The sequence below is a fragment of the Microbacterium sp. J1-1 genome, assembly GCF_024498615.1.
GTDB lineage: Bacteria > Actinomycetota > Actinomycetes > Actinomycetales > Microbacteriaceae > Microbacterium > Microbacterium aurugineum.
Map to the genome: position 1 here is coordinate 344399 of NZ_CP089590.1, position 21041 is coordinate 365439.

The window sequence follows — 21041 nt, forward strand, 5'->3', positions numbered from 1 at the left end:
TCATCGGCGCGGGCCTAGGGTGGGAACCATGGGCCCGTACCCCGCACTCGTCATCACCGTCTCGGATCGATCGGCCTCCGGAGAGCGCGAGGATCGGGGCGGCCCGATCGCCGTGGGGTTGCTTCGTGACGCCGGGTGGCACTGCCCCGATGCCGAGGTCATCGCCGACGGAGCGGGTTCTGTGGCGGATGCCCTGCGCCGGGCGGTTGCGCGCGGCATCCGGTTGGTCGTGACCACCGGTGGGACGGGCGTCGGACCCCGTGACCTGACGCCGGAGGGGACGCGCCGGGTGATCACCCGTGAGATCCCCGGGATCGCGGAGGAGCTGCGCCGCAGCGGACTCGCCGACACCCCGCTCTCGGTGCTTTCGCGCGGGCTCGCGGGCATCGTGGACCCCGACGGCATGCTCGTCGTCAACCTCCCCGGTTCGCCCCGAGCCGTCGCCTCCGGTGTGCCCGTGGTGCTCGGCGTCGCCGCGCACATCCTGGATCAAGTCGAAGGCGGAGACCACTCATGAACGACGTACGCATCGCAGCCGTGTCGGAAGAACTCCTCGATCTCGACGTCCACCTCGCCGCGGTCGAAGATCCGCGCCTGGGAGCGGTGACGACGTTCGTCGGCCGGGTGCGCGACAACGACCCGGATGCGCAGACGCCCGTGGTCGGACTGGAGTACAGCGCGCACCCCGATGCGGAAGCCACGTTGCGGCGGATCGCGGAGGAGGCCGGTGCCGGTGCCGATGCTCCCACTGTGGTGGCTGTGAGTCATCGCGTCGGACGCCTCGATGTGGGTGATGCCGCGGTGGTGATCGCGGTGGCCTCCGAGCACCGTGCCGAGGCGTTCGAGGTGTGCCGTGCGGTCATCGAGGCGATCAAGAGCGACCTCCCCGTGTGGAAGCGTCAGCTCGAGGTCGACGGCACCACGTCGTGGAAGGGCATCGGCGGCTGAGTCCTGCGCGCCATCGCCGTTCTCGACGCGTCACCTGCGTTCTCGACGTGTCATCGCCGTTCTCGACGCGTCACCGCCGTTCTCGACGCGTCACCTGCATGAGGTTCTGCCGTATGCAGGAGGAAACACCGGCAGACCGTCATGCGGGTGGCGGGAGGTCATGCAGGTGGCGCGTGGTCAGCCGCCCGCGAAGGGCGGGAGCACGTCGATGAGCTCGGCGTCGTCGAGGGAGAGGTCGCCGTCGGTGCGGACGCCGTCGACGAGCACCGCGCAGCGCGGCAGGATGTCGGCCAGTGCCGGGTGCTCGGCGACGACGGCGGTGCGCAGCTCCAGGAGAGAGTGCTCGGCGCGCTCCTCCGCGTCGGTGCCTGCGGCCTCGGCGGCCGCGGCGAAGTAGCGTACGCGTGTCATCGGTCGGCTCCGGGGGCGGGCTCGCCGGGACGCACCCAGTCGCCGGAGCGGCCGCCGGACTTCGCCACGATGCGCACGTCCTCGATCGTGACCGCGCGGTCGACGCCCTTGATCATGTCGACGATCGCCAGCGCGGTGACCGAGACGGCAGTGAGCGCCTCCATCTCGACCCCGGTGCGGTCGGCGGTGCCCACGGTCGCCTCGATGCGTACGCCGTCGTCGACGACGTCCAGCTCGATGCTCGCCCGATGCACCCCGATCACGTGCGCGAGCGGCAGCAGGGAGGGCGTGGACTTGGCCGCCTGGATGCCGGCGATGCGCGCCACCGCGAGCACGTCGCCCTTCGGCACGGTGCCGTCGCGGAGCGCGGTGATCACGTCGGCGCTGCAGCGCACGAAACCGCGGGCGGTCGCGGTGCGCACGGTCGGCTGCTTCGCGGTCACATCGACCATGTGTGCACGGCCGCCGGCGTCAAGGTGGGGGAAGGTCATCCGACCAGCATGACATCGATCACATCGCCCACGGCCACGGACTCGACCTCCGCCGGGACGATCGCGAACGCGTGGGCACGCGCGAGTCCGCCCGCGAGATGCGATCCCGACCCGCCGGCGGTCGCCGGACGCACGGTGCGCGTCGCGAGGTCGACGACGGCCGGAAGGTACTGGCGGCGGCCGGGCGGGGGTGTCCAGGACGCATCGGCGGTGAAGGGCGAACGCGGGCGGTGGATGAGGGTGCGGCCCTGCATCGCGAGCAGGGCGGGGCGCACGAACACCTCGAACGACACCGCCACGCTGACGGGGTTCCCCGGGAGTCCGAACACCACGCATCCGTCATCGAGCACCCCGAAGGCCTGCGGCTTGCCCGGCTGCATGGCCACCGCGCTGAACTCGACCTGTCCGCCGCCGTCGAACGCCCCCCGCACCGGCTCGTAGGCTCCCGCGCTCACGCCGCCGGTGAAGACGATCACGTCGGCGCCGAGGGCTGTGGCTTCGGCGGTCACGGTCCTGACGGCGTCGGCCGCATCCGGAACGCGTGCGACCAGCACCACCTCGGCGTCGGCCTCGGCGACCAGTTGCGCGAGCAGGGGGCCGTTCGAGTCGGGGATGCGGCCGCGAGTGGGGGTCTCGCCCGGCGCGAGCAGCTCGCTCCCGGTCGACACCACGGCCACGCGCGGAGCCCGCGTCACCCACACCTCGGCGACACCGGCAGCGACCGCGGCCGCGAGTTGGAAGGGCCCCAAACGTTCCCCGGCGGGCACGACCTCGTCGCCGGCGTGCAGGTCGGCCCCGCGTCGGCGCACGAACACACCGGGCTTCGACGGGGCACGCAGCACCGTCACCCCGTCGAGGGAGTCGGCGAGCCCGCCGGCCGTGTCCTCGAAGGGCACGATCACGTCGGCGTCGGTGGGGGTGGGGGATCCGGTCATGATGCGGGCGGCTTCGCCGGACCCGAGCGGAGGATCGAGGGCCACTCCGGCGGGAAGGTCGGCCACCACGCGCAGGGTGATCGGATTCTCCTCGGAGGCCTCCGCGACGTCGGCACCGCGCACCGCGAACCCGTCCATCGCGGAGTTGTCGAAGAGGGGGATGTCGTGGGCGGCGACCGCGGGCGCGGCGAGCGTGCGTCCTGCGGCATCCGTCACCGGGAGAGCCTCCTTGCCGACCACGCGGATGGCGCCGAGCACGCGGTCGAGCTGCTCCTCGACCGTACGACGGCCGGTCATGCGTGCACCGCCGTCGAGGTCGTGGACGCGGGGCGGATCGCGATCTCGTGTTGGCGGGAGGTGAGTGCATCGATCATGGCGAGTCGTCCGAGCAGCGGTTCGCCGGCCCCGGTCACGAGCTTGATCACCTCACCCGCCAGCATCCCGCCGACCTGCACGCACAGCGCTCCGAGCACGCCGACCTGGGCGCAGCTGGGTGGTTCCCCCTCGGTGCCGGGCGGGAAGAGGTCGGCGAGCACGACCGGCTCGCCCACCGGTGGGTCCGACCAGAACACGGTCGCCTGCGCATGCCACTCCTGCACCGCGCCCCAGACCAGGGGAATTCCGAGCTCCTCGGTCGCCGCGGCCACATCACGACGGGTCGCGAAGGAATCGCTCGTGTCGACCACCACGTCGGCTCCCGCGAGCAGGCGGGCGGCGTTGGCCGTGTCGAGGCGTTCCGGCACCGCGGTCACGACGGTCTGCGGGGCGAGAGCCGTGATGGCTCGGGCGGCGGAGGCGGTCTTGGGCGTGCCGATGTCCTCCACGCGGTGCGCGAGCTGGCGCTGCAGGTTGGTCAGCTCCACGACGTCGTCGTCGATCAACGTGAGGCTGCCGATCCCTGCGGCGGCCAGGGCGAGGAGGGCAGGGGAGCCGAGCCCGCCCGCGCCGACGACCGTGACACGAGCGGCGTTGAGTCGGCGCTGACCTTCTTCGCCGATGCCGGAGAGCACCGCGTGCCGGGCCGTACGGACGAGTTCTTCCGGGGCGAGCGCGGCGGCCGGGGCGACGAGGGGCTGCATGGATTCAGCGTATGCCCCTCCTCCCGGAAGAGGACGATGACCGCGAAAGCGGATGTAGCCTCCGGAAAACTCCGCATCTGCGGTAGATTCTTCGCATGCAGACCTACCGGATCGCCCGTGCCGCGCAGTTGCTCGGCGTGAGCGACGACACCGTCCGTCGCTGGATCGATCAGGAACTGCTTCCGGTGACGGATGCGACACCGGCCGAGATTCCCGGTGATGCCCTCGCGGCGCGCGCGGTCGAGCTCGCGGAGGAGGCGAGGAACGCCGGAGATGTGCTCTCCAGTGCGCGCAACCGCTTCGTCGGCATCGTCACGCGCGTGCAGGTCGAAGGCCTCATGGCCCAGGTCGACATCCAGTCCGGACCGCATCGTGTGGTGTCGCTGATGTCGTCCGAGGCGGCGCGGGATCTGCGGCTCGAGGTCGGCTCCCTCGCCACCGCTTCCGTCAAGGCGACCCAGGTCGTCGTCGAGATCCCGAACGGCTGACATGAACCGCCGGTTGCGCCGCTCCACGCTCGCTCTCCTCGCCGCTGCCTGCCTCGTGCTCACGGGCTGTGCGGGCACAGCTGAGGACACGTCCTCACCGTCGGGGGCCACGGATGGCGTGCGCGGCGAGCTCACGGTCTACGCCGCGGCGTCCCTCGCCGGAGCCTTCGATGCGATCGGTGAGGCCTTCATGACCGAGAACCCGGACGTGCGGTTCCGTCCGGTGTACGACGGTTCTTCGACGCTCGTCACGCAGATCCTCGAAGGCGCTCCCGCCGACGTGTTCGCTTCGGCCGACGAGGCGAACATGGACAAAGCGGCGGGCGTCGTCGCTGAGTCCGCGCTGTTCGCATCCAACACCCTGGTGATCGTGGTTCCGTCCGGAAACCCGGGCGACGTCGAGGTGCTGGCGGATCTCGCCGATGTCACCACCGTGCTGTGTGCGCCGGAGGTGCCGTGCGGTGCGGCTTCCGCGACGCTGCTGTCCGCGGCCGAGGTCGCGGTCGACCCGGCGAGCCTCGAGCAGAACGTGACGGCCGTGCTCACGAAGGTCGCCGCGTCCGAAGCCGACGCCGGACTCGTGTACGCCACCGATGTGATCGGCCGCGACGACGTCGAGGTGATCGTGCCGGACGGCGCCGACGAGGTCGTCAACCACTACCCGATCGCCGTGCTCTCCGATGCTCCGAACGCCACGGCGGCTGAGGCGTTCGTGGCGTTCGTGCGGTCGGATGCGGGGCGCAGCATCTTGGCCGACTTCGGCTTCGGAGCACCATGAGCGGGCGAGGTGACCGAGGGTACGCGCCCCGTGCACTCGCCGTACCCGCCCTGGTCGGCCTGGCGTTCCTGATCCTGCCGCTCACCGCGCTCGTCGCGCGCGTGCAGTGGTCGACGTTCCTCGCGGACGTGACCTCGGAAGCTGCGCTCTCCGCGCTCGCGCTCTCGCTCGGTACCGGCCTGGTGGCCACGGTGCTGTGCATCCTGATCGGCGTACCGCTCGCGCTGTGGATCGCCCGATCCGGGCCGCGGCTGGCTGCCGTACTCCGCGCCGTCGTCACGGTGCCGCTGGTGCTGCCGCCGATGGTGGGCGGTGTCGCGCTGCTGTACCTGTTCGGACGTGCGGGCTGGCTCGGTGGGCTCGGCCTCTCCTTCAGCACGCCGGCCGTCATCCTGGCGCAGACGTTCGTCGCGCTGCCGTTCCTCGTGCTGGCCGTGGAGGGTGCGGTGCGCACCTCGGGCGTGGACTACGAGCGCACGGCGGCGGCCCTCGGCGCCGGACGATGGACGATCCTGCGACGGATCACCCTGCCGTTGGCCGCGCCGGGCATCGTCGCGGGTGTCGTGCTGTGCTTCGCGCGGGCCATCGGCGAGTTCGGTGCGACGGCCCTGTTCGCAGGGAACCGGCCCGGCGTCACCCAGACCATGCCGCTCGCGATCTACACCGCGTTCAACGGGGCGGGAGTATCGCAGGGCACGGCGGTCGCCCTCGCCCTGCTGCTGCTCGCCACGGCGATCGTCGTGCTGCTGCTCGTGCGCGGCTGGCGGCCGGGGGCGACGCGATGACCTCCTCGACGGGCCGGACTGTCGGCGGCGGAGGCCTGCGTGCGCACGTCGTGGTCGACCGTGAGCACTTCGCCGTCGACGTCTCGGTGCAGGTCGCGGCCAGAGAGACCGTCGCCATCATGGGGCCCAGCGGCGCGGGCAAGTCGACCCTGCTGCAGGCGCTCGCGGGGCTTGAGCCGCTGACCGCCGGGGAGATCGAGGTCGCGGGACGCGTGGTCGACCGCGTGGGCACACCTCGTGTGCGGACAGCCCCCATGAACCGCGGCATCGTGCTGCTCGGGCAGGAGGCGCGGCTGTTCCCCCACCTGTCCGTGCGCGAGAACGTCGCCTTCGGTCCTCGTGCCGCTGGGCAGGACCTTCGCGTGGCACGCGACTCGGCCGATGAATGGCTCGCACGCGTCGGACTTCCGGGGGCGGGGGACCGGATGCCGCGCGAGCTCTCCGGGGGCGAGGGGCAGCGCGTCGCGGTCGCCCGAGCGCTCGCCGCATCTCCGCGCGCCGTGCTGCTCGACGAACCGCTGGTCGCGCTCGATCCGGCGACGGCCGGCGACATCCGACAGATGCTGCGTGATCAGCTGGCGGGGATCACCACGATCGCGGTCACGCACGATGCGGCGGATGCTGTCGCCCTCGCCGATCGGCTCCTGGTGATCGAGGCGGGGCGGGTCACGCAGCACGGGCCCGTCCGCGAGGTGCTGTCGGCACCCGCGTCGGGCTTCATCGCTGCGATCGCAGGTGTCAACCGGCTGGTGGGCGTCGCCGCGGACGGGGGCTGGCGCGGGGGACAGCTGTGTCTTGGAAGCACGGATGCCGAGTCCCTCGCGCTCGCCGCGGTCGACGGCTCACCGCTCGCCGCGGTGTTCCATCCTGCCGCGGTGCGCATCGCGCGACCCGACGACCCGCACGCGTGGTCCAGCCGGATCCTCCGACTCGAGCCCATCCTCACGGGAGTCCGCCTGCACACCGAGCACTGTCAGGTCGACACCTCGCTGGCGGACGCCGTCGACCTCGCGGTGGGCGACGAGGTGCACTTGCGCGTCGATCCTGCCCAGGTGCGGTTCGTCCCCGCGTCCGTCGCGTCCGTCGCCTCCGTCGCGATATGACAGCCCTCACGCGCATATGGGCTGCCATATCGCGACGGGAACCAGGGCATTTCGGCCCCGAGGGGGGAAGCGGCGGGTTAGTCTCGAACGATGACGGGGAGTGGCGGAGCACGATGACGGCCGTGCCGGTGGTGATCGGTGTGCGCCCGCCGCACGCCGGTCCGACGGCGCAGAGACCTGGCCACTCTGCCGTCGAAGCAGGTCTCGTCGACGCCCACGGCCGGGTGCACCGGGATCTTCGCATCTCGCTCACCGATCGCTGCTCGCTGCGCTGCACGTACTGCATGCCGGAGCAGGGGAACGAGTGGCTCGCCCGCACGAGCATCCTCTCCACGGATGAGATCGTCGAGGTCGCCGAGGTGGCCGCCGCGCTCGGCATCCGCACGTTCCGCCTCACCGGTGGCGAACCGCTCCTGAGGGCCGACATCGTCGAGGTCGTGCGACGCGTCTCCCGCATCCAAGGCGAGGACGGACCCGTCGAGGTCGCCATGACGACCAACGGCATCAGCCTCGCCCAGAAACTCCCGGCGCTGATCGAGGCCGGACTCACGCGCCTCAACATCAGCATCGACACGGTGAACCGTCAGCGCTTCGCCGACCTGACCCGCCGTGACCGCCTCGACGACGTGTTCGAGGGCATCGCCGCGGCCGCGGCCTCAGAGCTCCGTCCGCTCAAGCTCAACGCGGTCGCGATGCGCGGCGTCAACGACGACGAGCTGGTCGACCTCGTGGAGTTCGCGATGGGTGTGGGTGCGCAGCTGCGCTTCATCGAACAGATGCCCCTCGACGCCGGACACACCTGGGACCGGGCGTCGATGGTCACGCGCGAGGAGATCCTCGCGTCGCTGGGGGAGCGCTGGCATCTCGATCCGGTCGAGGGGCGTGGGGGAGCACCTGCAGAGAAGTGGCGGATCGACGGCGGACCGCACGAGGTCGGGGTGATCGCCTCGGTCACCGCCCCGTTCTGCGGTGCGTGCGACCGTCTGCGCTTGACCGCCGACGGTCAGCTGCGCAACTGCCTGTTCTCGAACGTCGAGTACGACCTCATCGAGGTGCTGCGCGGGGAGTCGGCCTCTGCGCCGGGTGCCCGCCCCGACGGGATCGCCGAGATGCTGCGCTCCTGTGTGCACGGCAAGCTCCCGGGGCACGCGATCAACGACCCCTCATTCCTGCAACCGGCGCGCGGCATGAACGCGATCGGCGGCTGAGTCGACTGCGCTGCGGAGCAGCGGTGTGCGCAACTCCTCAGAGAACGCTCGTTCCGCGGGGTGAACGGGCCACACGAGCTGAGGCCGAACGATTCTGAGGAGTTGTGAACGCGCTCAGTCCAAGAACTCCCGGGCCGCGGCCGACAGGGCGGTCACGCCGACCTCGATCGTCGGGTGGATCTCGGGCGCGAAGAACGGCGAGTGGTTCGTCGGGATGTCCTGCTCGAGTCGACCCGCGGCGACCGCCTCGGCGAACCGTGCGGGGTCGACGCCGCCCCAGAACCAGAACACGAGAGGCACGCCGGCGTCGCGCGCGAACCAGGACACGTCCTCGCTGCCGGTGAACATGCCGGGGTCGATGACGGACGTCTCGCCGAGGGCCCGCTGGATCGCGGTCGTGACGCGGGCCGTGGCATCCTCATCGTTGATCGTGGCGGGCAGGGTGTGGTCGGTGCGGATCTCCGGCTCGCGCTCGGCCCCGGATGCGGTGGCCTCGGCCCGCACGATGCGCTCCACGCTCGCGAGCACCTTCTCGCGTGCTTCCTCGTTCGGGTAGCGCAGGCTGAGCTCGAGCTTCGCCTCGGCCGGGATGATGTTGTTCTTGAGCCCGGCGTGGATCGAGCCGACGGTCACGACCGCGACGCCCTGCGGATCGATCTCGCGCGAGGCGATGGTCTGCAGGCGCATCACGGTCGCCGCGGCCATCACCACCGGGTCGATCGTGGCGTGCGGGCGCGAGCCGTGTCCGCCGCGGCCGTGCAGGGTCACCGTGAGCCCGTCGGAGGCGGCCATCTGCGTCCCGCTGCGCACCCCGACGATGCCGGCGGGGAGCGGGGTCACGTGCTGGCCGAGCACGATGTCGGGACGGGGGTAGCGGTCCAGGATGCCGTCGTCCAGCATGGCGCGCGCCCCGGCCCCGTACTCCTCGGCGGGCTGGATCACTACGACGAGGGTTCCCGACCAGTCGGAGCGCTCCGCGACGAGCCTCTCCACGGCGCCGATCATGGCGGTGACGTGCATGTCGTGGCCACAGGCGTGCATGACGGGGACGGTGGTGCCCGCCGGGTCGACGCCCTTCGCGGTGCTCGCATACGAGAGGCCGGTCTGCTCCTCGACCGGGAGCGCGTCCATGTCGGCGCGCACCCACACGACGGGGCCGTCGCCGTTGCGGAGAAGGCCCACGACCCCGGTGACCCCGACGCCCTCCTCCACCTCGAGGCCGAGATCGCGCAGATGCCGGGCGGCGATGCCCGCGGTGCGTGTCTCCTGGAACGAGAGCTCGGGGTGCTGGTGCAGGTCGATGTAGAGCGCTTCGAGGTCGATCGTCATGGCCCGAGCCTAGTCGGGCGTGTCGGGGCCGTCAGCCGTCCGTGTCGTGCGCGTAGGTCTCCAACTCCGGTCCAGGATGCAGCACGGCGTTGACGATGGCGCGGATCGCGAACTCGCTCGTCTCGCCGAGCTCCACGACCTCCGGATGCAGGAGCCATTGCAACTGCAGGCCGTCCATCACGGCCAGGATCGCGGCGGCCGCGTCGGCGATGCTGCGCGGATCGCTCACGCCCTCCTGGGCGCACAGCTCGTGGAAGGCGTCCGTCACCTCGCGGCGAAGCGTCGTGTAGCGCTCTTCGAAGAACGGGCGCGACGGATGGTCGTCGGTCACGGACTCGGCGGAGAGCACGGTGTAGGCCTGCACGATGCCGGGGCGCTTCGCGTTCGTGAACGCGGTGCGCACGAGGTGCAGGAACAGCTCCGGTCCGCCGGGGATGTGCTTCTGCGCGAGCCCCGCCACGTCGTCCTGGTCACGGTAGGCGAGCACCTCGAGCAGCAGCTTCTGCTTCGACCCGAAGTGGTGGAGCACGCCGGCGTGCGTGATGCCGACCTGTTCCGCGACGTCGGCCAGTGTGCCGTTCGTCGATCCCTTGTTCCCGAAGATCTCGATGGCCGCCTTGAGGATCTGCTCGCGTTTCGCGAGCGTCGCCGGGCGCACACGCACCGTCTGGTCGCTGTCTGCCATCGCCGTTCCTCCATCACCGAGCCGTGCTTGCGATCCAACTTACTACTCGGTAACCTCACTGAGACTTACTTTCTCGACAGTAAGTGAATCACACAGGACCGGCGCAGCATCCTCCGCCGGTGCCGCAGCACAAAGACCGTGCCCAAGGAGAAGCAATGAAGCTCAGGAAATCTCTGATCGCGGCGACCGCGATCACCGCCCTCGGTATCTCGGCCCTCGCCGGATGCTCCGCAGGAGGAGGGGACGGCGATTCCGGCAGTGGCGCCGGTACCGCCGCCCTCACGATCGCGAAGCCCGACGGCGCGATCACCACCGAGTCCAACAACCCGTACGTCGGCGACTCGTCCGCCTCGAAGTACGGCTACGGCAAGGTGATCTTCGAGACCCTCGCGCTCGTGAATCAGACCGGCGACCGCGGCGTCACGCCATGGCTCGCCGAGAGCATCGAGTGGAACGAGGACTACACGCAGCTCACCGTCGTCCCGCGCAAGGATGTGACCTGGAGCGATGGGGAGCCCTTCACCGCCGACGACATCGTCTACACCTATGAGCTCGTCTCGACGCCGGCGCTCGACACCGCCGGGCTCAAGTTCGAGGGTGCGGAGGTCGACGGCGATGCCGTCGTGCTGACGTTCGGCGAGTCGAAATACGTCAACCAGGCGCGGGTGCTGCATGTGCCGATCGTCCCCAAGCACATCTGGGAGAACCTCGGCGATCCGGCGACGGATCCGGTCAAGGGGGACGACCTCGTCGGCACCGGTCCCTACGTCCTGTCGAACTGGTCGACCGAGTCGGTCACGCTCGAGGCGCGCGACGACTACTGGGGCGGCGACCTGGCCGTGCCCGAGCTGCACTACGTGTCCTACGGCGACAACACCGCGCTGACCACCGCGCTCGCGCAGGGCGAGGCCGACTGGGCCCAGGCGTTCATCCCGCAGATCGAGGAGCAGTTCCTCTCGGTCGACCCCGAGCACAACAAGTTCTGGGCGGCGCCCACCACGGGCTCCGCCACGCTGTTCATGAACCTTCACCAGAAGCCGTTCGACGACCCGGCGTTCCGTCAGGCGCTCGCCTGGGTGATCGACCGCGACGCGTACGTCGACATCGCCCGTGAGGGGGCGAGTGAGCCCGTCTGGTCGGTCACCGGTCTCTCCTCGATCCTCGAGGACGAGATCCAGCCCGAGTTCCAGGGCGAGGACTACGCGGTCGACGCCGAGAAGGCGCGCGACCTCCTGACCACTGCGGGCTACACCTGGGACGGCGACGCGCTGATCGATCCCGACGGCGCTCCCGTCTCGTTCACCATCTCGGTTCCCTCCGGCTGGAGCGACTGGAACACGGCCCAGGAGCTCATTGCCGAGGACGTCTCCGAATCCATCGGCGCCGAGGTGAAGATCGACATGCCGGACTGGGGCGGCTGGCAGGTTCCCCGTGACGAGGGCACCTTCTCCTCGATCATCCACTGGCTGGAGGACAGCGGCACCGCCTACGGCCTGTACACCTCGACCATGGACCCGCGGTGGATCTCGCCGGAGGGCATCGCCGGGTTCAACTTCGGCCGCTTCGAGGATCCGGAGGCGACCGAGGCTCTGAACACCTACGCGAACGCATCGTCCGATGAAGAGCGCACCGCCGCGCTCGACACGATGCAGAACATCTTCGTCGAGCAAGTGCCGGCCATCCCGTTGGGCGCGCACCCGCTGCTGGGCCAGTACAACACCCGCAACTACGTCGGCTGGCCTTCGGAGGATGACCCCTACGCCTCCGCGGACCCGACACAGCAGAACATCGTGATGATCCTCACGAAGCTGCAGCCCGCCGAGTAAGCACCGGGTGGGGAGCCCGGGTGAACGACCCCGGGCTCCCCTTCTCCGCCGACGAAAGACATCACCATGCCAGACCCTCTCCTCAGCGTGCGCGACTTCTCGGTCGTGTACGACGTCGATCCGCCCGTCGAGGCGGTGAAGAACGTGAACCTCGAACTGCAGCGCGGCGAGATCCTCGGTCTCGCCGGTGAGAGCGGGTGCGGCAAGACCACGCTCGCCTACGGAGTCCAGCGTCTGTTGCGAGCGCCGGCTGTGATCACCAGCGGCAGCGTGACCTTCCACGATGCGACCGGTGTCGACATCGACATCGACGCGCTCGACGTGGACGCGATGCAGCGGTTCCGCTGGGACAAGGTCTCGATGGTGTTCCAGGGGGCGATGAACGCCCTGAACCCGGTTGCGACGATCGGCTCGCAGCTGGAAGACGTCTTCGAGATCCATCGCCCCGACATGAACCGCCGGCAGCGGCATGCCGAGGCCGAGGAGCTGCTCGAGATCGTCAAGGTCGGGCGCCAGCGCATCCGCTCCTTCCCCCATGAGCTCTCCGGCGGCATGCGCCAGCGCGTCATGATCGCGATGGCCCTCGCGCTGCGCCCGCAGCTGATGGTCATGGACGAGCCGACCACCGCCCTCGATGTGCTGGTGCAGCGCGAGATCCTCAGCCAGATCTCGCAGCTGCGGCACGAGTTCGGCTTCTCGGTGATCTTCATCACCCACGACCTCCCCCTCCTCCTGGAGATCAGCGACCGGATCGCGATCATGCGCGAGGGCGAGATCATCGAGCTCGCCACCGCCGAGCACATCTGGACCCGGCCCGAGCACGACTACACGAAGACACTGCTGTCGTCGTTCCCCCGGTTGACCGGGGAGAGAGGGGTGCTGGTGCGATGACCACCCTCGAATTCCGGAACATCACGAAGACGTACAACGTCCGCGGCGCCGGGCAGCTCAAGGCGCTCGACGAGGTGAGCTTCACCCTGACCTCCGGGCAGACGATCGGCCTGGTCGGTCAGTCCGGCAGCGGCAAGTCCACGATCGCGAAGATCCTCACGCAGCTCGAGACCCCGACCAGTGGACAGGTGCTGCTCGACGGCGTGCCGATCCCGCGCCGCGGCAGGGGGCTGCGGAAGTACCGGCAGCAGTTGCGCATGGTGTTCCAGGACCCGTTCGCCTCCCTCAACCCGTACCACTCGATCCGGTACCACCTGGAGCGGCCGATCCGCCTCGATGACGTGGTGCCGAAGGCGGAGACCGAGGCCGAGGTGCGCCGTCTGCTCGGCAGGGTCCGGCTCGACCCGGACACCGTGATCGATCGCCGTCCGCACGAGCTCTCCGGCGGACAGCGGCAGCGGGTGGCCATCGCCCGTGCCCTCGCGTCCCGCCCTTCGCTCCTCGTCGCCGACGAGCCCGTGTCGATGCTCGACGTCTCGATCCGCCTCGGTGTGCTGAACCTGCTCGCCGACCTGCAACGCGAGGAGGGCCTCGGCGTGCTCTACATCACCCATGACCTCGCCACCGCCCGTCACTTCAGCGACGAGATCATGGTCCTCAACCAGGGTCGTGTCGTGGAGTACGGCGCCGCCGATGAGGTGATCCTCAACCCGCAGGATCCGTACACGCGGGAGCTGCGCGCCGCGTCGCCCGACCCGGACAAGCACTTCGCGACCTCGATGGGAGGTGCGCTGTGAGCGCCGCTCTGCCCCAGCTCGACGACGACCTGGCGTCCCGCGACGCCCTCGAGGTCGGCACCACGGCGACCGTCGCAGAACGCGGACGCCGGAAGGTCCCGTGGCGCTTCTTCGCCGGGCGTGCCGGTTTCTACCTGTTCACGCTGTGGGCGGCCATCACGATCAACTTCTTCCTGCCCCGTCTCATGAAGGGCGACGCGGTCAGCTCCTACCTCGCGCGCAACCGCAACGTGAGCCCGGAGGCCGCGGACGCGCTGCGCATCCTGCTCGGCATCGACACCGACAAGTCCGTCTGGCAGCAGTACCTCGAGTACTGGGGGATGCTGCTGCGCGGTGACCTCGGCATCTCGACGTTGCACGGGCTGCGGCCGGTCGCCGAGGTCCTCGTGTCGGCACTGCCGTGGACGCTCGGCCTGGTCGGCATCGCGACGATCATCTCCTTCACGATCGGCACGATCGCCGGTGCCGTCGTCGGATGGAAGCGCGGCAGCAGGCTCGACGCGATCATCCCCGTGACGACCTTCTTCAACACGATCCCCTACTTCTGGCTCGGGCTCATCGCGATCGCGATCTTCTCGTCGACCCTCAAGTGGTTCCCCTCCTCGCACGCCTACGACAAGGGGCAATCCCCGGAGTGGAGCTTCGACTTCATCGGTCAGGTCATCATGCACGGCACACTGCCCGCCCTGACCATCGTGGTCGCCTCGCTCGGCGGATGGGTGCTCGGCATGCGCAACATGATGCTGACCGTGCTCGACGACGACTACATCACGGTGGCTCAGGCCAAGGGCATGCCCAACAAGCGCGTGCTGTGGGGCTATGCCGCCCGCAACGCGGTGCTGCCGCAGATCCAGAGCTTCGCGCTGTCGATCGGCTTCATCGTCGGCGGCACGATCGTGATGGAGATGGTCTTCAGCTATCCGGGCGTGGGCAAGCTCCTGCTCGACGCGACCAATGCCAAGGACTTCGCCCTGATGCAGGGCGTGTTCCTCGTGATCACCCTGTCGGTGCTCGTGGCCAACATCCTCGCGGATGTCGTCTACGCCTACCTCGATCCGCGCACCCGCCAGATGGAGTCCTGACATGACCGTTCCCACCACCACCGAGAGCACCGCACCCGACGGGTCGGCCGTGGTCTCCGGCATGCCCGAGACCGCCACGCTGCGCACGCCGCCGGCCGCCGCGCCGCCACGCAAGACCTTCTGGTCGCAGCTGGGTCAGGCGTTCGCGATGTTCCGCAATCCGAAGTCGATCGCCGGGCTGATCATCCTCGGTGTGTTCGTGCTCGTCGCGATCCTCGCTCCGTGGATCGCCCCGTACGGACCGACTCAGAAGGATCGCACGGCGCTCCGGCAGCCCCCTTCGTGGGAGCACTGGCTGGGGACGACGCACATGGGCGAGGACGTGCTGAGTCAGATCATCTACGGCACGCGCGGCGTCATCGTCGTCGGGTTCCTCGCAGCCTTCATCGCCACGATCATCGCGATCACGATCGGGGTGATCGCCGGTTACGTGCGCGGCTGGAAGAGCGAATCGCTGTCGGCGCTGACCAACGTGTTCTTGGTGATCCCCGGTATCCCGCTCATCATCATCATCGCCTCGCAGTTCGACAACCCGCCGCTGATCGTGATCGCCGCCGTGCTCGGCATCACGGGCTGGGCATGGGGGGCGCGCGTGCTCCGTGCCCAGACGATGTCGCTGCGCAACCGTGACTTCATCCAGGCCGCCCGTGCCAACGGCGAGCCTCTGCGCCGGATCATCACGGTCGAGATGCTGCCCAACCTCATGGCCCTGATCGCCTCGAGCTTCGTCGGTACCGTGACCGCCGCGATCCTCGGTCTCACCACGCTGGCCTTCATCGGGGTGATCCCGGTGAGCAACCTGAACTGGGGCACCATCCTGTTCTGGGCCCAGCAGAACGGCGCCTTCCCGCGCCTGTGGTGGTGGTACGTGCCGGCCGGACTCTGCATCGCCATCATCGGCGTCGCCCTCTCGCTCATCAACTTCGGCATCGACGAGTACGTCAATCCGCGCCTGCGTTCGGCGGGCGAGCGGGCCAGGGCCATGAAGAAGAAGGGGCTGAACGTGAACGACCCCGTCACGGCCGTCCGCAGCGTGCCCCTGCCGCAGAAGACCTCCGATCCCTCGCCGACTTCGACCCGGAACACCCCGTGATGACCTCTCAGACTCTGACCACCCAGCTCCCGTACCAGGACCCCGCGCTCTCGATCCCCGAACGTGTGGCCGACCTCCTCGGCCGCATGACGCTCGAGGAGAAGGTCGGGCAGATGCTGCAGCTCGACGCCCGCGACGACCTCGACGATCACGTCGCACGCCGCCACGCGGGCTCGATCCTGCACACCTCGCCCGAGCGGATCCTGCGCGCGAACCAGCTCACGGCACAGACTCGCCTCCGCATCCCGCTGCTGGTGGGCGAGGACTGCATCCACGGGCACTCGTTCTGGCCCGGGGCGACGATCTACCCCACTCAGCTCGGCATGGCCGCGACGTGGGACCCCGACCTGCTCGAACGCGTGGCCCGTGCCACAGCCGAGGAGGTCGCGATCACCGGCATCCACTGGACGTTCTCGCCGGTGCTGTGCATCGCCCGCGACCTGCGGTGGGGCCGCATCAGCGAGACCTTCGGTGAGGATCCGTTCCTGATCGGGGAACTCGCCTCCGCGATGGTGCGCGGATACCAGGGGGAGGGGCTCGACGACCCCACGGCGATCCTCGCGACGGCCAAGCACTTCGCCGGATACTCCGAGACCCAGGGCGGACGCGATGCGAGCGAGGCCGACATCTCGCGGCGCAAGCTCCGCTCCTGGTTCCTGCCTCCGTTCGAACGCGTCGCCCGCGAAGGCTGCCGCACGTTCATGCTCGGCTACCAGACCACCGACGGGGTGCCGATCACCACCAACGACTGGCTGCTCAGCGACGTCCTGCGCGGGGAATGGGGGTACACCGGCACCCTCATCACGGACTGGGACAACGTCGGTCGGATGGTGTGGGAGCAGCGGATCCAGCCCGACATCACGCATGCGGCCGCTGCAGCCGTGCGCGCCGGGAACGACATGATCATGACCACGCCGGGGTTCTACGAGGGTGCTCTGAATGCGGTCGCTACGGGCATGCTCCCGGAGGACGCGTTCGATGCGGCGGCCGCGCGCATCCTCACCCTCAAGTTCGAGCTCGGCCTCTTCGAGAACCCGCGCCTCCCCGGTGCGGGGCTCGACGAGGTGGTCGGCAGCGCCGCGCACGCGGAGCTGAACCTGGAGACGGCACGCCGGTCGATCGTGCTGCTCGAGAACGACGGCCTCCTGCCGCTCGACGCCGCCGCCCCGGTGCGGGTGGCCGTGGTCGGTCCTCTGGCGGACGACGCGCAGACGCAGCTCGGCGACTGGGCCGGGGGATCGGGGCAAGCCGGGTGGCTCGACGGTCAGCCCCGCGAGATGATCACGACCGTGCTCGACGGACTGCGCGCGGTCGACGGCTGGACAGTCACGCACGCCCGGGGCGCGGACATCCTCACCCTGCAGGAAGACCCGCAGGGACCGTTCTTCCCCGACAAGCAGCCTCGTCCACCGGTCGTGCAGCCCTGCGCCCCGGATGCCGAGCTGATCGCCGAGGCCGTCGCCGCGGCAGCCGATGCGGACGTCGTCGTGGCCGTGGTGGGGGACCGGATCGAGCTCGTCGGCGAGGGTCGTTCCACCGCGACGCTGGAGCTCATCGGCGGGCAGAACGCCTTGATCGATGCACTCATCGCGACGGGGAAGCCCGTCGTCGTGGTGCTGCTGGCCTCCAAGCCGCTCGTACTCCCGGCATCCGCGTCGAAGGCTGCCGCCGTGATCTGGGCAGCGAACCCCGGAATGCAGGGCGGGTGTGCGCTCGCCGAGATCATCTCGGGCGCGGTCGAACCGTCGGGCCGTCTGCCGATCTCGTTCGCCCGGCACGTGGGCCAGCAGCCGACCTACTACAACCAGATCCGCGGACAGCACGGCGACCGGTACGCCGACCTCACCCAGTCGCCGGCGTGGGTGTTCGGTGAGGGGTTGTCGTACACGACGGTCGAGTACTCCGACCTGGAGCTCGAGGCGACCTCGCTGGAGCGGTCGGACTCGATCGTCGGTCATGTCACGGTGGCGAACACGGGCACACGGCCGGCGCGCGAGACCGTGCAGGTGTATGTGCGCGATGCGGTGACCAGCGTGAGTTGGAGCGACAAGGAGCTCAAGGCCTACCGTCAGGTCGAGCTCGCGCCCGGGGAGTCCGCGCGCGTCCGTGTGGAGTTGCCGGTCGCCGACTGCACGATCGTGGATGCCGCGGGCACACGTCTGGTCGAGGCCGGCGCGTTCGAGCTGTTGGTCGGCCCCAGCTCGCGCGACGACGTGCTCCTCGCCGCGGACTTCGAGGTCGTGTAGTTCCTGGTTCCTGGTTCCTGGTTCCTGGTTCCTTCTCGCCGAGACCCCCGCTGGTTGTCCGCACCCCCTCCCGCAGACGTGTGTGCACGGGGGTGTCGACGACCAGCGGGGGTCTCGACCTGGGGGAGAGGGGGAGTGGGGGCTAGGCGTCGAGGCGGCGGGGGCCTGAGCCCTGGGTGCCGAGCGCGTCGTCGGGGTTGAGCAGGCCGCAGGCCTTCATCGACAGGCAGCCGCAGCCGATGCATCCGGTGAGTTCGCGTTCGAGGCGCTCGATGCCCTCGCGGCGCTTCTCGAGTTCGCGCTTCCAACGTCGGGATGCCCGCTGCCAGTCGGCGTGGCTCGGGGTCTCGGTCAGCGGCACGTCGGCGAAGGCCGCCTGCACGTCGGACAGCGGGATGCCGAGGCGCTTGGCGACCGTGATCAGGGAGACGCGGCGCAGCATGTGCCGGGCGTAGCGGCGCTGGTTGCCGGGGGTGCGGGTGGACGCGATGAGCCCGAGCGTCTCGTAGAAGTGCAGCGCGGACGCGGCGACTCCGGTGCGCCGGGTCATCTCGCCGATCGTCAGCGGTTCGTCGGGTGCGTGCGGGCTCATCCGGGCCTCCTCGATTTGACCTCAAGTGTACTTGAGGTTTTACGGTGGACAGCGTGACCCGAGAGAAGAACCCCCGATGACCTACGTCATCGCCCTGCCGTGCGTCGATGTGAAGGACAAGGCCTGCATCGACGAGTGTCCCGTCGACTGCATCTACGAGGGTGAGCGCTCGCTCTACATCCACCCGGACGAGTGCGTCGACTGCGGTGCCTGCGAGCCGGTGTGCCCGGTCGAGGCGATCTTCTACGAAGACGATCTCCCCGAGGAGTGGCAGGACTACTACAAGGCCAACGTCGAGTTCTTCGACGAGATCGGCTCCCCCGGTGGCGCCGCGAAGACGGGCATGCTCGCGTTCGACCACCCGGTCATCGCCGCGCTGGCTCCCCAAGGGGAACACGCATGACGGTAGCCGAACCCCGCATCGCCATCGTCGGAGCGGGCCCCGCGGGCATCTACGCCGCCGACATCCTGCTCGATCGTGTGCCGACCGCGTCGATCGACCTCTTCGAGAAGCTCCCGGCACCGTACGGTCTCGTCCGCTACGGGGTCGCCCCCGATCACCCGCGGATCCGCAAGATCACGGATGCGCTGCACGAGGTGCTCGTCCACCCGCGCATCCGCCTGCGCTGCAACGTCGACGTCGGGGGTGACATCGGGATCGATGAGCTGCGTGCGGCATACGACGGGGTGATCGTGGCGACGGGGGCCGACCTCGACGTCCGCCTCGACATCCCCGGTATCGACCTTCCCGGCTCTTTCGGTGCCGCGGACTTCGTCGCGTGGTACGACGGGCACCCCGATGCCCCGCGCACCTGGCCGCTCGCCGCCGAGTCGGTGGCGGTGCTCGGTGCGGGCAACGTCGCGCTCGACGTGACGCGGATCCTCGCCAAGCACGCCTCCGCGCTGACGCACACCGACACTCCGGATGCCGTGCTCGACCAGCTCGGCGCCAGCCCCCTGCGGGATGTGCACCTGTTCGCGCGGCGGGGGCCGGCTGACGTGCGCTTCTCTGCGCTGGAGCTGCGCGAGCTCGCCGAGCAGGATGACGTCGATGTGATCGTCGATCCGGACGAACTCGCACTCGACGCGCATGCCGAGCGGATGATCGCGCAGTTCTCGCAGCGCCGCATCATCGTGCGCACCCTGACCGAGTGGGCCGCGCTCGATCCGGCCGGCCGCACCGCCGCTCGCCGCATCCATCTGCACCTGCGGCAGCGACCCGTCCGTCTGCTGGGCACCGGACGAGTCACCGGCATCGAGATGGAGCGGACCGCGTCGGATGAGCTGGGCCGCATGGTGGGCACCGGCGAACTGCGGCGGTATGACGTCGGGGCGGTCTACCGCGCTGTGGGCTACCGCTCGACGCCCGTGGCCGGGGCGCCCTTCGACGACGAGCTCGGGGTCGTGCCGCACGCCGAGGGGCGCGTCCTGGACGCAGCCGGCGTGCCGATCCCGCGCCTGTACGCGACGGGGTGGATCAAGCGCGGGCCGGTCGGGCTCATCGGCTCGACGAAATCGGATGCCGCGCAGACCGTGCGGCACCTCGTCGAGGATCTCGAGGCCGCCGAGGAGGTCGTGCGCGGGGATGACCCGATCGCCCACCTCGGGCACGCCGTCGACTTCGACGGGTGGCTGCGCATCGACGCGGCGGAGCGCAGCGCCGGAGCCGATCGCGGTCGCGAGCGGACCAAACTCGTCGAGCGCGAGGAGATGCTGAGGCACGCGAAGCAGGAACAGATGACGGAGGCCGGACGATGACCGCGACACCCGTCCCCACACCGGTCGGCGACCGGCTCAAGGACGCCTTCCGCACGCACCCGGCGGGCGTCGCGATCATCACGGCGTCCACGCCGACCGGTCCGGTCGGGCTCACGGCGTCGAGCGTCGCCTCGGTGGCGGTCGACCCTGCGGCGATCGTGTTCTCCGTCACCAGGGCGACCGGGTCGGCGGGGGCGATCCTCGGCGCGGACACGTTCGTCGTGCATCTCATCGATGACGAGCACTCCGCCCTCGCGCAGAGCTTCGCCGTCAGTGGCTCCGAGCGTTTCACCGCCGAACAGGGCTGGTCGGAGCTCGAAACTGGGGAACCGTACCTCGCCTCCGCGCGCGCCGCCCTGCGCTGCCGTGCACTGCAGACCGTGGCCGTCGGCTCGTCGACGGTGGTGATCGCCGAGGTGCTCGACGTCATCGCCGGACCGCAGGGGCGTCCGCTCGTATACCTCGACCGTCGCTTCCACGCCCTCCCGCACGACCCCCACCACTGAAAGGAAGACG

Annotated in this window: 23 protein-coding genes; 16 read left to right on the plus strand and 7 right to left on the minus strand. The window is 69.8% G+C overall.

All coding sequences use genetic code 11. The annotated features are described in order from the left end of the window. Positions 1–28: 28 nt before the first annotated feature. Positions 29–517, plus strand: coding sequence for a molybdenum cofactor biosynthesis protein B (locus LRQ07_RS01620; RefSeq protein WP_232762791.1), 489 nt, complete (start codon positions 29–31; stop codon positions 515–517). Then, the gene (locus LRQ07_RS01625) at positions 514–948 is read left to right on the plus strand and encodes a molybdenum cofactor biosynthesis protein MoaE (RefSeq protein WP_232762790.1); all 435 of its coding nucleotides are present in this window, start codon (positions 514–516) and stop codon (positions 946–948) included. Before LRQ07_RS01620 ends, LRQ07_RS01625 begins: the two co-directional genes overlap by 4 nt. A 177-nt stretch (positions 949–1125) precedes the next feature. Here LRQ07_RS01625 and LRQ07_RS01630 read toward each other — a convergent pair whose 3' ends face one another. The 4 genes from LRQ07_RS01630 to LRQ07_RS01645 are packed head-to-tail and all read right to left on the minus strand — an operon-like array spanning position 1126 to position 3864. Continuing rightward, positions 1126–1359, minus strand: coding sequence for a MoaD/ThiS family protein (locus LRQ07_RS01630; RefSeq protein ID WP_047522933.1), 234 nt, complete (start codon positions 1357–1359; stop codon positions 1126–1128). Continuing rightward, positions 1356–1850 carry a cyclic pyranopterin monophosphate synthase MoaC gene (gene moaC / locus LRQ07_RS01635; RefSeq protein ID WP_256535645.1) on the minus strand — a complete coding sequence of 165 codons (495 nt, stop codon included), beginning with the start codon at positions 1848–1850 and terminating at the stop codon, positions 1356–1358. The genes LRQ07_RS01630 and moaC overlap by 4 nt, the downstream gene beginning before the upstream one ends. Further along, positions 1847–3082, minus strand: a complete 1236-nt coding sequence (gene glp, locus LRQ07_RS01640; protein WP_256535646.1) for a gephyrin-like molybdotransferase Glp — start codon at positions 3080–3082, stop codon at positions 1847–1849. The genes moaC and glp overlap by 4 nt, the downstream gene beginning before the upstream one ends. Next, positions 3079–3864: a HesA/MoeB/ThiF family protein gene (locus LRQ07_RS01645; protein WP_256535647.1), complete on the minus strand. Its 786-nt coding sequence runs from the start codon at positions 3862–3864 to the stop codon at positions 3079–3081. The genes glp and LRQ07_RS01645 overlap by 4 nt, the downstream gene beginning before the upstream one ends. A 95-nt stretch (positions 3865–3959) precedes the next feature. Between LRQ07_RS01645 and LRQ07_RS01650 the strand changes: the two genes are divergently transcribed. From LRQ07_RS01650 to moaA, 5 genes are all read left to right on the plus strand, one after another. Next, positions 3960–4352: a TOBE domain-containing protein gene (locus tag LRQ07_RS01650; RefSeq protein WP_256535648.1), complete on the plus strand. Its 393-nt coding sequence runs from the start codon at positions 3960–3962 to the stop codon at positions 4350–4352. Position 4353: 1 nt separating this feature from the next. Beyond that, the gene (gene modA, locus LRQ07_RS01655) at positions 4354–5130 is read left to right on the plus strand and encodes a molybdate ABC transporter substrate-binding protein (protein WP_256535649.1); all 777 of its coding nucleotides are present in this window, start codon (positions 4354–4356) and stop codon (positions 5128–5130) included. Next, a complete protein-coding gene (gene modB / locus LRQ07_RS01660; RefSeq protein WP_256535650.1) occupies positions 5127–5915 on the plus strand; it encodes a molybdate ABC transporter permease subunit in 789 nt (262 codons plus the stop codon). The genes modA and modB overlap by 4 nt, the downstream gene beginning before the upstream one ends. Continuing rightward, entirely contained in the window at positions 5912–7018 is a 1107-nt protein-coding gene (locus LRQ07_RS01665; protein WP_256535651.1) for an ABC transporter ATP-binding protein, read from the plus strand. The genes modB and LRQ07_RS01665 overlap by 4 nt, the downstream gene beginning before the upstream one ends. A gap of 113 nt (positions 7019–7131) precedes the next feature. Beyond that, positions 7132–8226, plus strand: a complete 1095-nt coding sequence (gene moaA / locus LRQ07_RS01670) for a GTP 3',8-cyclase MoaA (RefSeq protein WP_256535652.1) — start codon at positions 7132–7134, stop codon at positions 8224–8226. A gap of 114 nt (positions 8227–8340) precedes the next feature. Here moaA and LRQ07_RS01675 read toward each other — a convergent pair whose 3' ends face one another. Both LRQ07_RS01675 and LRQ07_RS01680 read right to left on the minus strand, forming a co-directional pair. Further along, the gene (locus LRQ07_RS01675) at positions 8341–9555 is read right to left on the minus strand and encodes an amidohydrolase (protein ID WP_256535653.1); all 1215 of its coding nucleotides are present in this window, start codon (positions 9553–9555) and stop codon (positions 8341–8343) included. Positions 9556–9586: 31 nt separating this feature from the next. After that, positions 9587–10240 carry a TetR/AcrR family transcriptional regulator gene (locus LRQ07_RS01680; RefSeq protein WP_134352802.1) on the minus strand — a complete coding sequence of 218 codons (654 nt, stop codon included), beginning with the start codon at positions 10238–10240 and terminating at the stop codon, positions 9587–9589. 155 nt (positions 10241–10395) lie between these two features. Here LRQ07_RS01680 and LRQ07_RS01685 point away from each other — a divergent pair, with 155 nt between their 5' ends. The 6 genes from LRQ07_RS01685 (at position 10396) to LRQ07_RS01710 (ending at position 18175) form a co-directional block, all read left to right on the plus strand. Then, positions 10396–12066: an ABC transporter substrate-binding protein gene (locus tag LRQ07_RS01685; RefSeq protein ID WP_256535654.1), complete on the plus strand. Its 1671-nt coding sequence runs from the start codon at positions 10396–10398 to the stop codon at positions 12064–12066. A 66-nt stretch (positions 12067–12132) separates the two neighbouring features. Further along, positions 12133–12957, plus strand: a complete 825-nt coding sequence (locus LRQ07_RS01690) for an ABC transporter ATP-binding protein (RefSeq protein WP_256535655.1) — start codon at positions 12133–12135, stop codon at positions 12955–12957. Next, a complete protein-coding gene (locus LRQ07_RS01695; RefSeq protein WP_256535656.1) occupies positions 12954–13754 on the plus strand; it encodes an ABC transporter ATP-binding protein in 801 nt (266 codons plus the stop codon). The genes LRQ07_RS01690 and LRQ07_RS01695 overlap by 4 nt, the downstream gene beginning before the upstream one ends. Then, positions 13751–14836, plus strand: coding sequence for an ABC transporter permease (locus tag LRQ07_RS01700; protein ID WP_256535657.1), 1086 nt, complete (start codon positions 13751–13753; stop codon positions 14834–14836). The genes LRQ07_RS01695 and LRQ07_RS01700 overlap by 4 nt, the downstream gene beginning before the upstream one ends. 1 nt (position 14837) lies before the next feature. Continuing rightward, positions 14838–15929: an ABC transporter permease gene (locus LRQ07_RS01705; protein ID WP_256535658.1), complete on the plus strand. Its 1092-nt coding sequence runs from the start codon at positions 14838–14840 to the stop codon at positions 15927–15929. Continuing rightward, positions 15929–18175, plus strand: coding sequence for a glycoside hydrolase family 3 N-terminal domain-containing protein (locus tag LRQ07_RS01710; RefSeq protein ID WP_256535659.1), 2247 nt, complete (start codon positions 15929–15931; stop codon positions 18173–18175). The genes LRQ07_RS01705 and LRQ07_RS01710 overlap by 1 nt, the downstream gene beginning before the upstream one ends. A 142-nt stretch (positions 18176–18317) precedes the next feature. Here LRQ07_RS01710 and soxR read toward each other — a convergent pair whose 3' ends face one another. Next, a complete protein-coding gene (soxR, locus tag LRQ07_RS01715; protein WP_047524863.1) occupies positions 18318–18767 on the minus strand; it encodes a redox-sensitive transcriptional activator SoxR in 450 nt (149 codons plus the stop codon). Positions 18768–18843: 76 nt separating this feature from the next. On the opposite strand from soxR, the gene fdxA reads away from it, so the two are divergent. The 3 genes from fdxA to LRQ07_RS01730 are packed head-to-tail and all read left to right on the plus strand — an operon-like array spanning position 18844 to position 21031. Continuing rightward, positions 18844–19170 carry a ferredoxin gene (gene fdxA / locus LRQ07_RS01720; RefSeq protein WP_047524864.1) on the plus strand — a complete coding sequence of 109 codons (327 nt, stop codon included), beginning with the start codon at positions 18844–18846 and terminating at the stop codon, positions 19168–19170. Continuing rightward, a complete protein-coding gene (locus LRQ07_RS01725; protein ID WP_256535660.1) occupies positions 19167–20525 on the plus strand; it encodes an FAD-dependent oxidoreductase in 1359 nt (452 codons plus the stop codon). Before fdxA ends, LRQ07_RS01725 begins: the two co-directional genes overlap by 4 nt. After that, a complete protein-coding gene (locus tag LRQ07_RS01730) occupies positions 20522–21031 on the plus strand; it encodes a flavin reductase family protein (RefSeq protein ID WP_256535661.1) in 510 nt (169 codons plus the stop codon). The genes LRQ07_RS01725 and LRQ07_RS01730 overlap by 4 nt, the downstream gene beginning before the upstream one ends. Positions 21032–21041 lie beyond the last annotated feature (10 nt).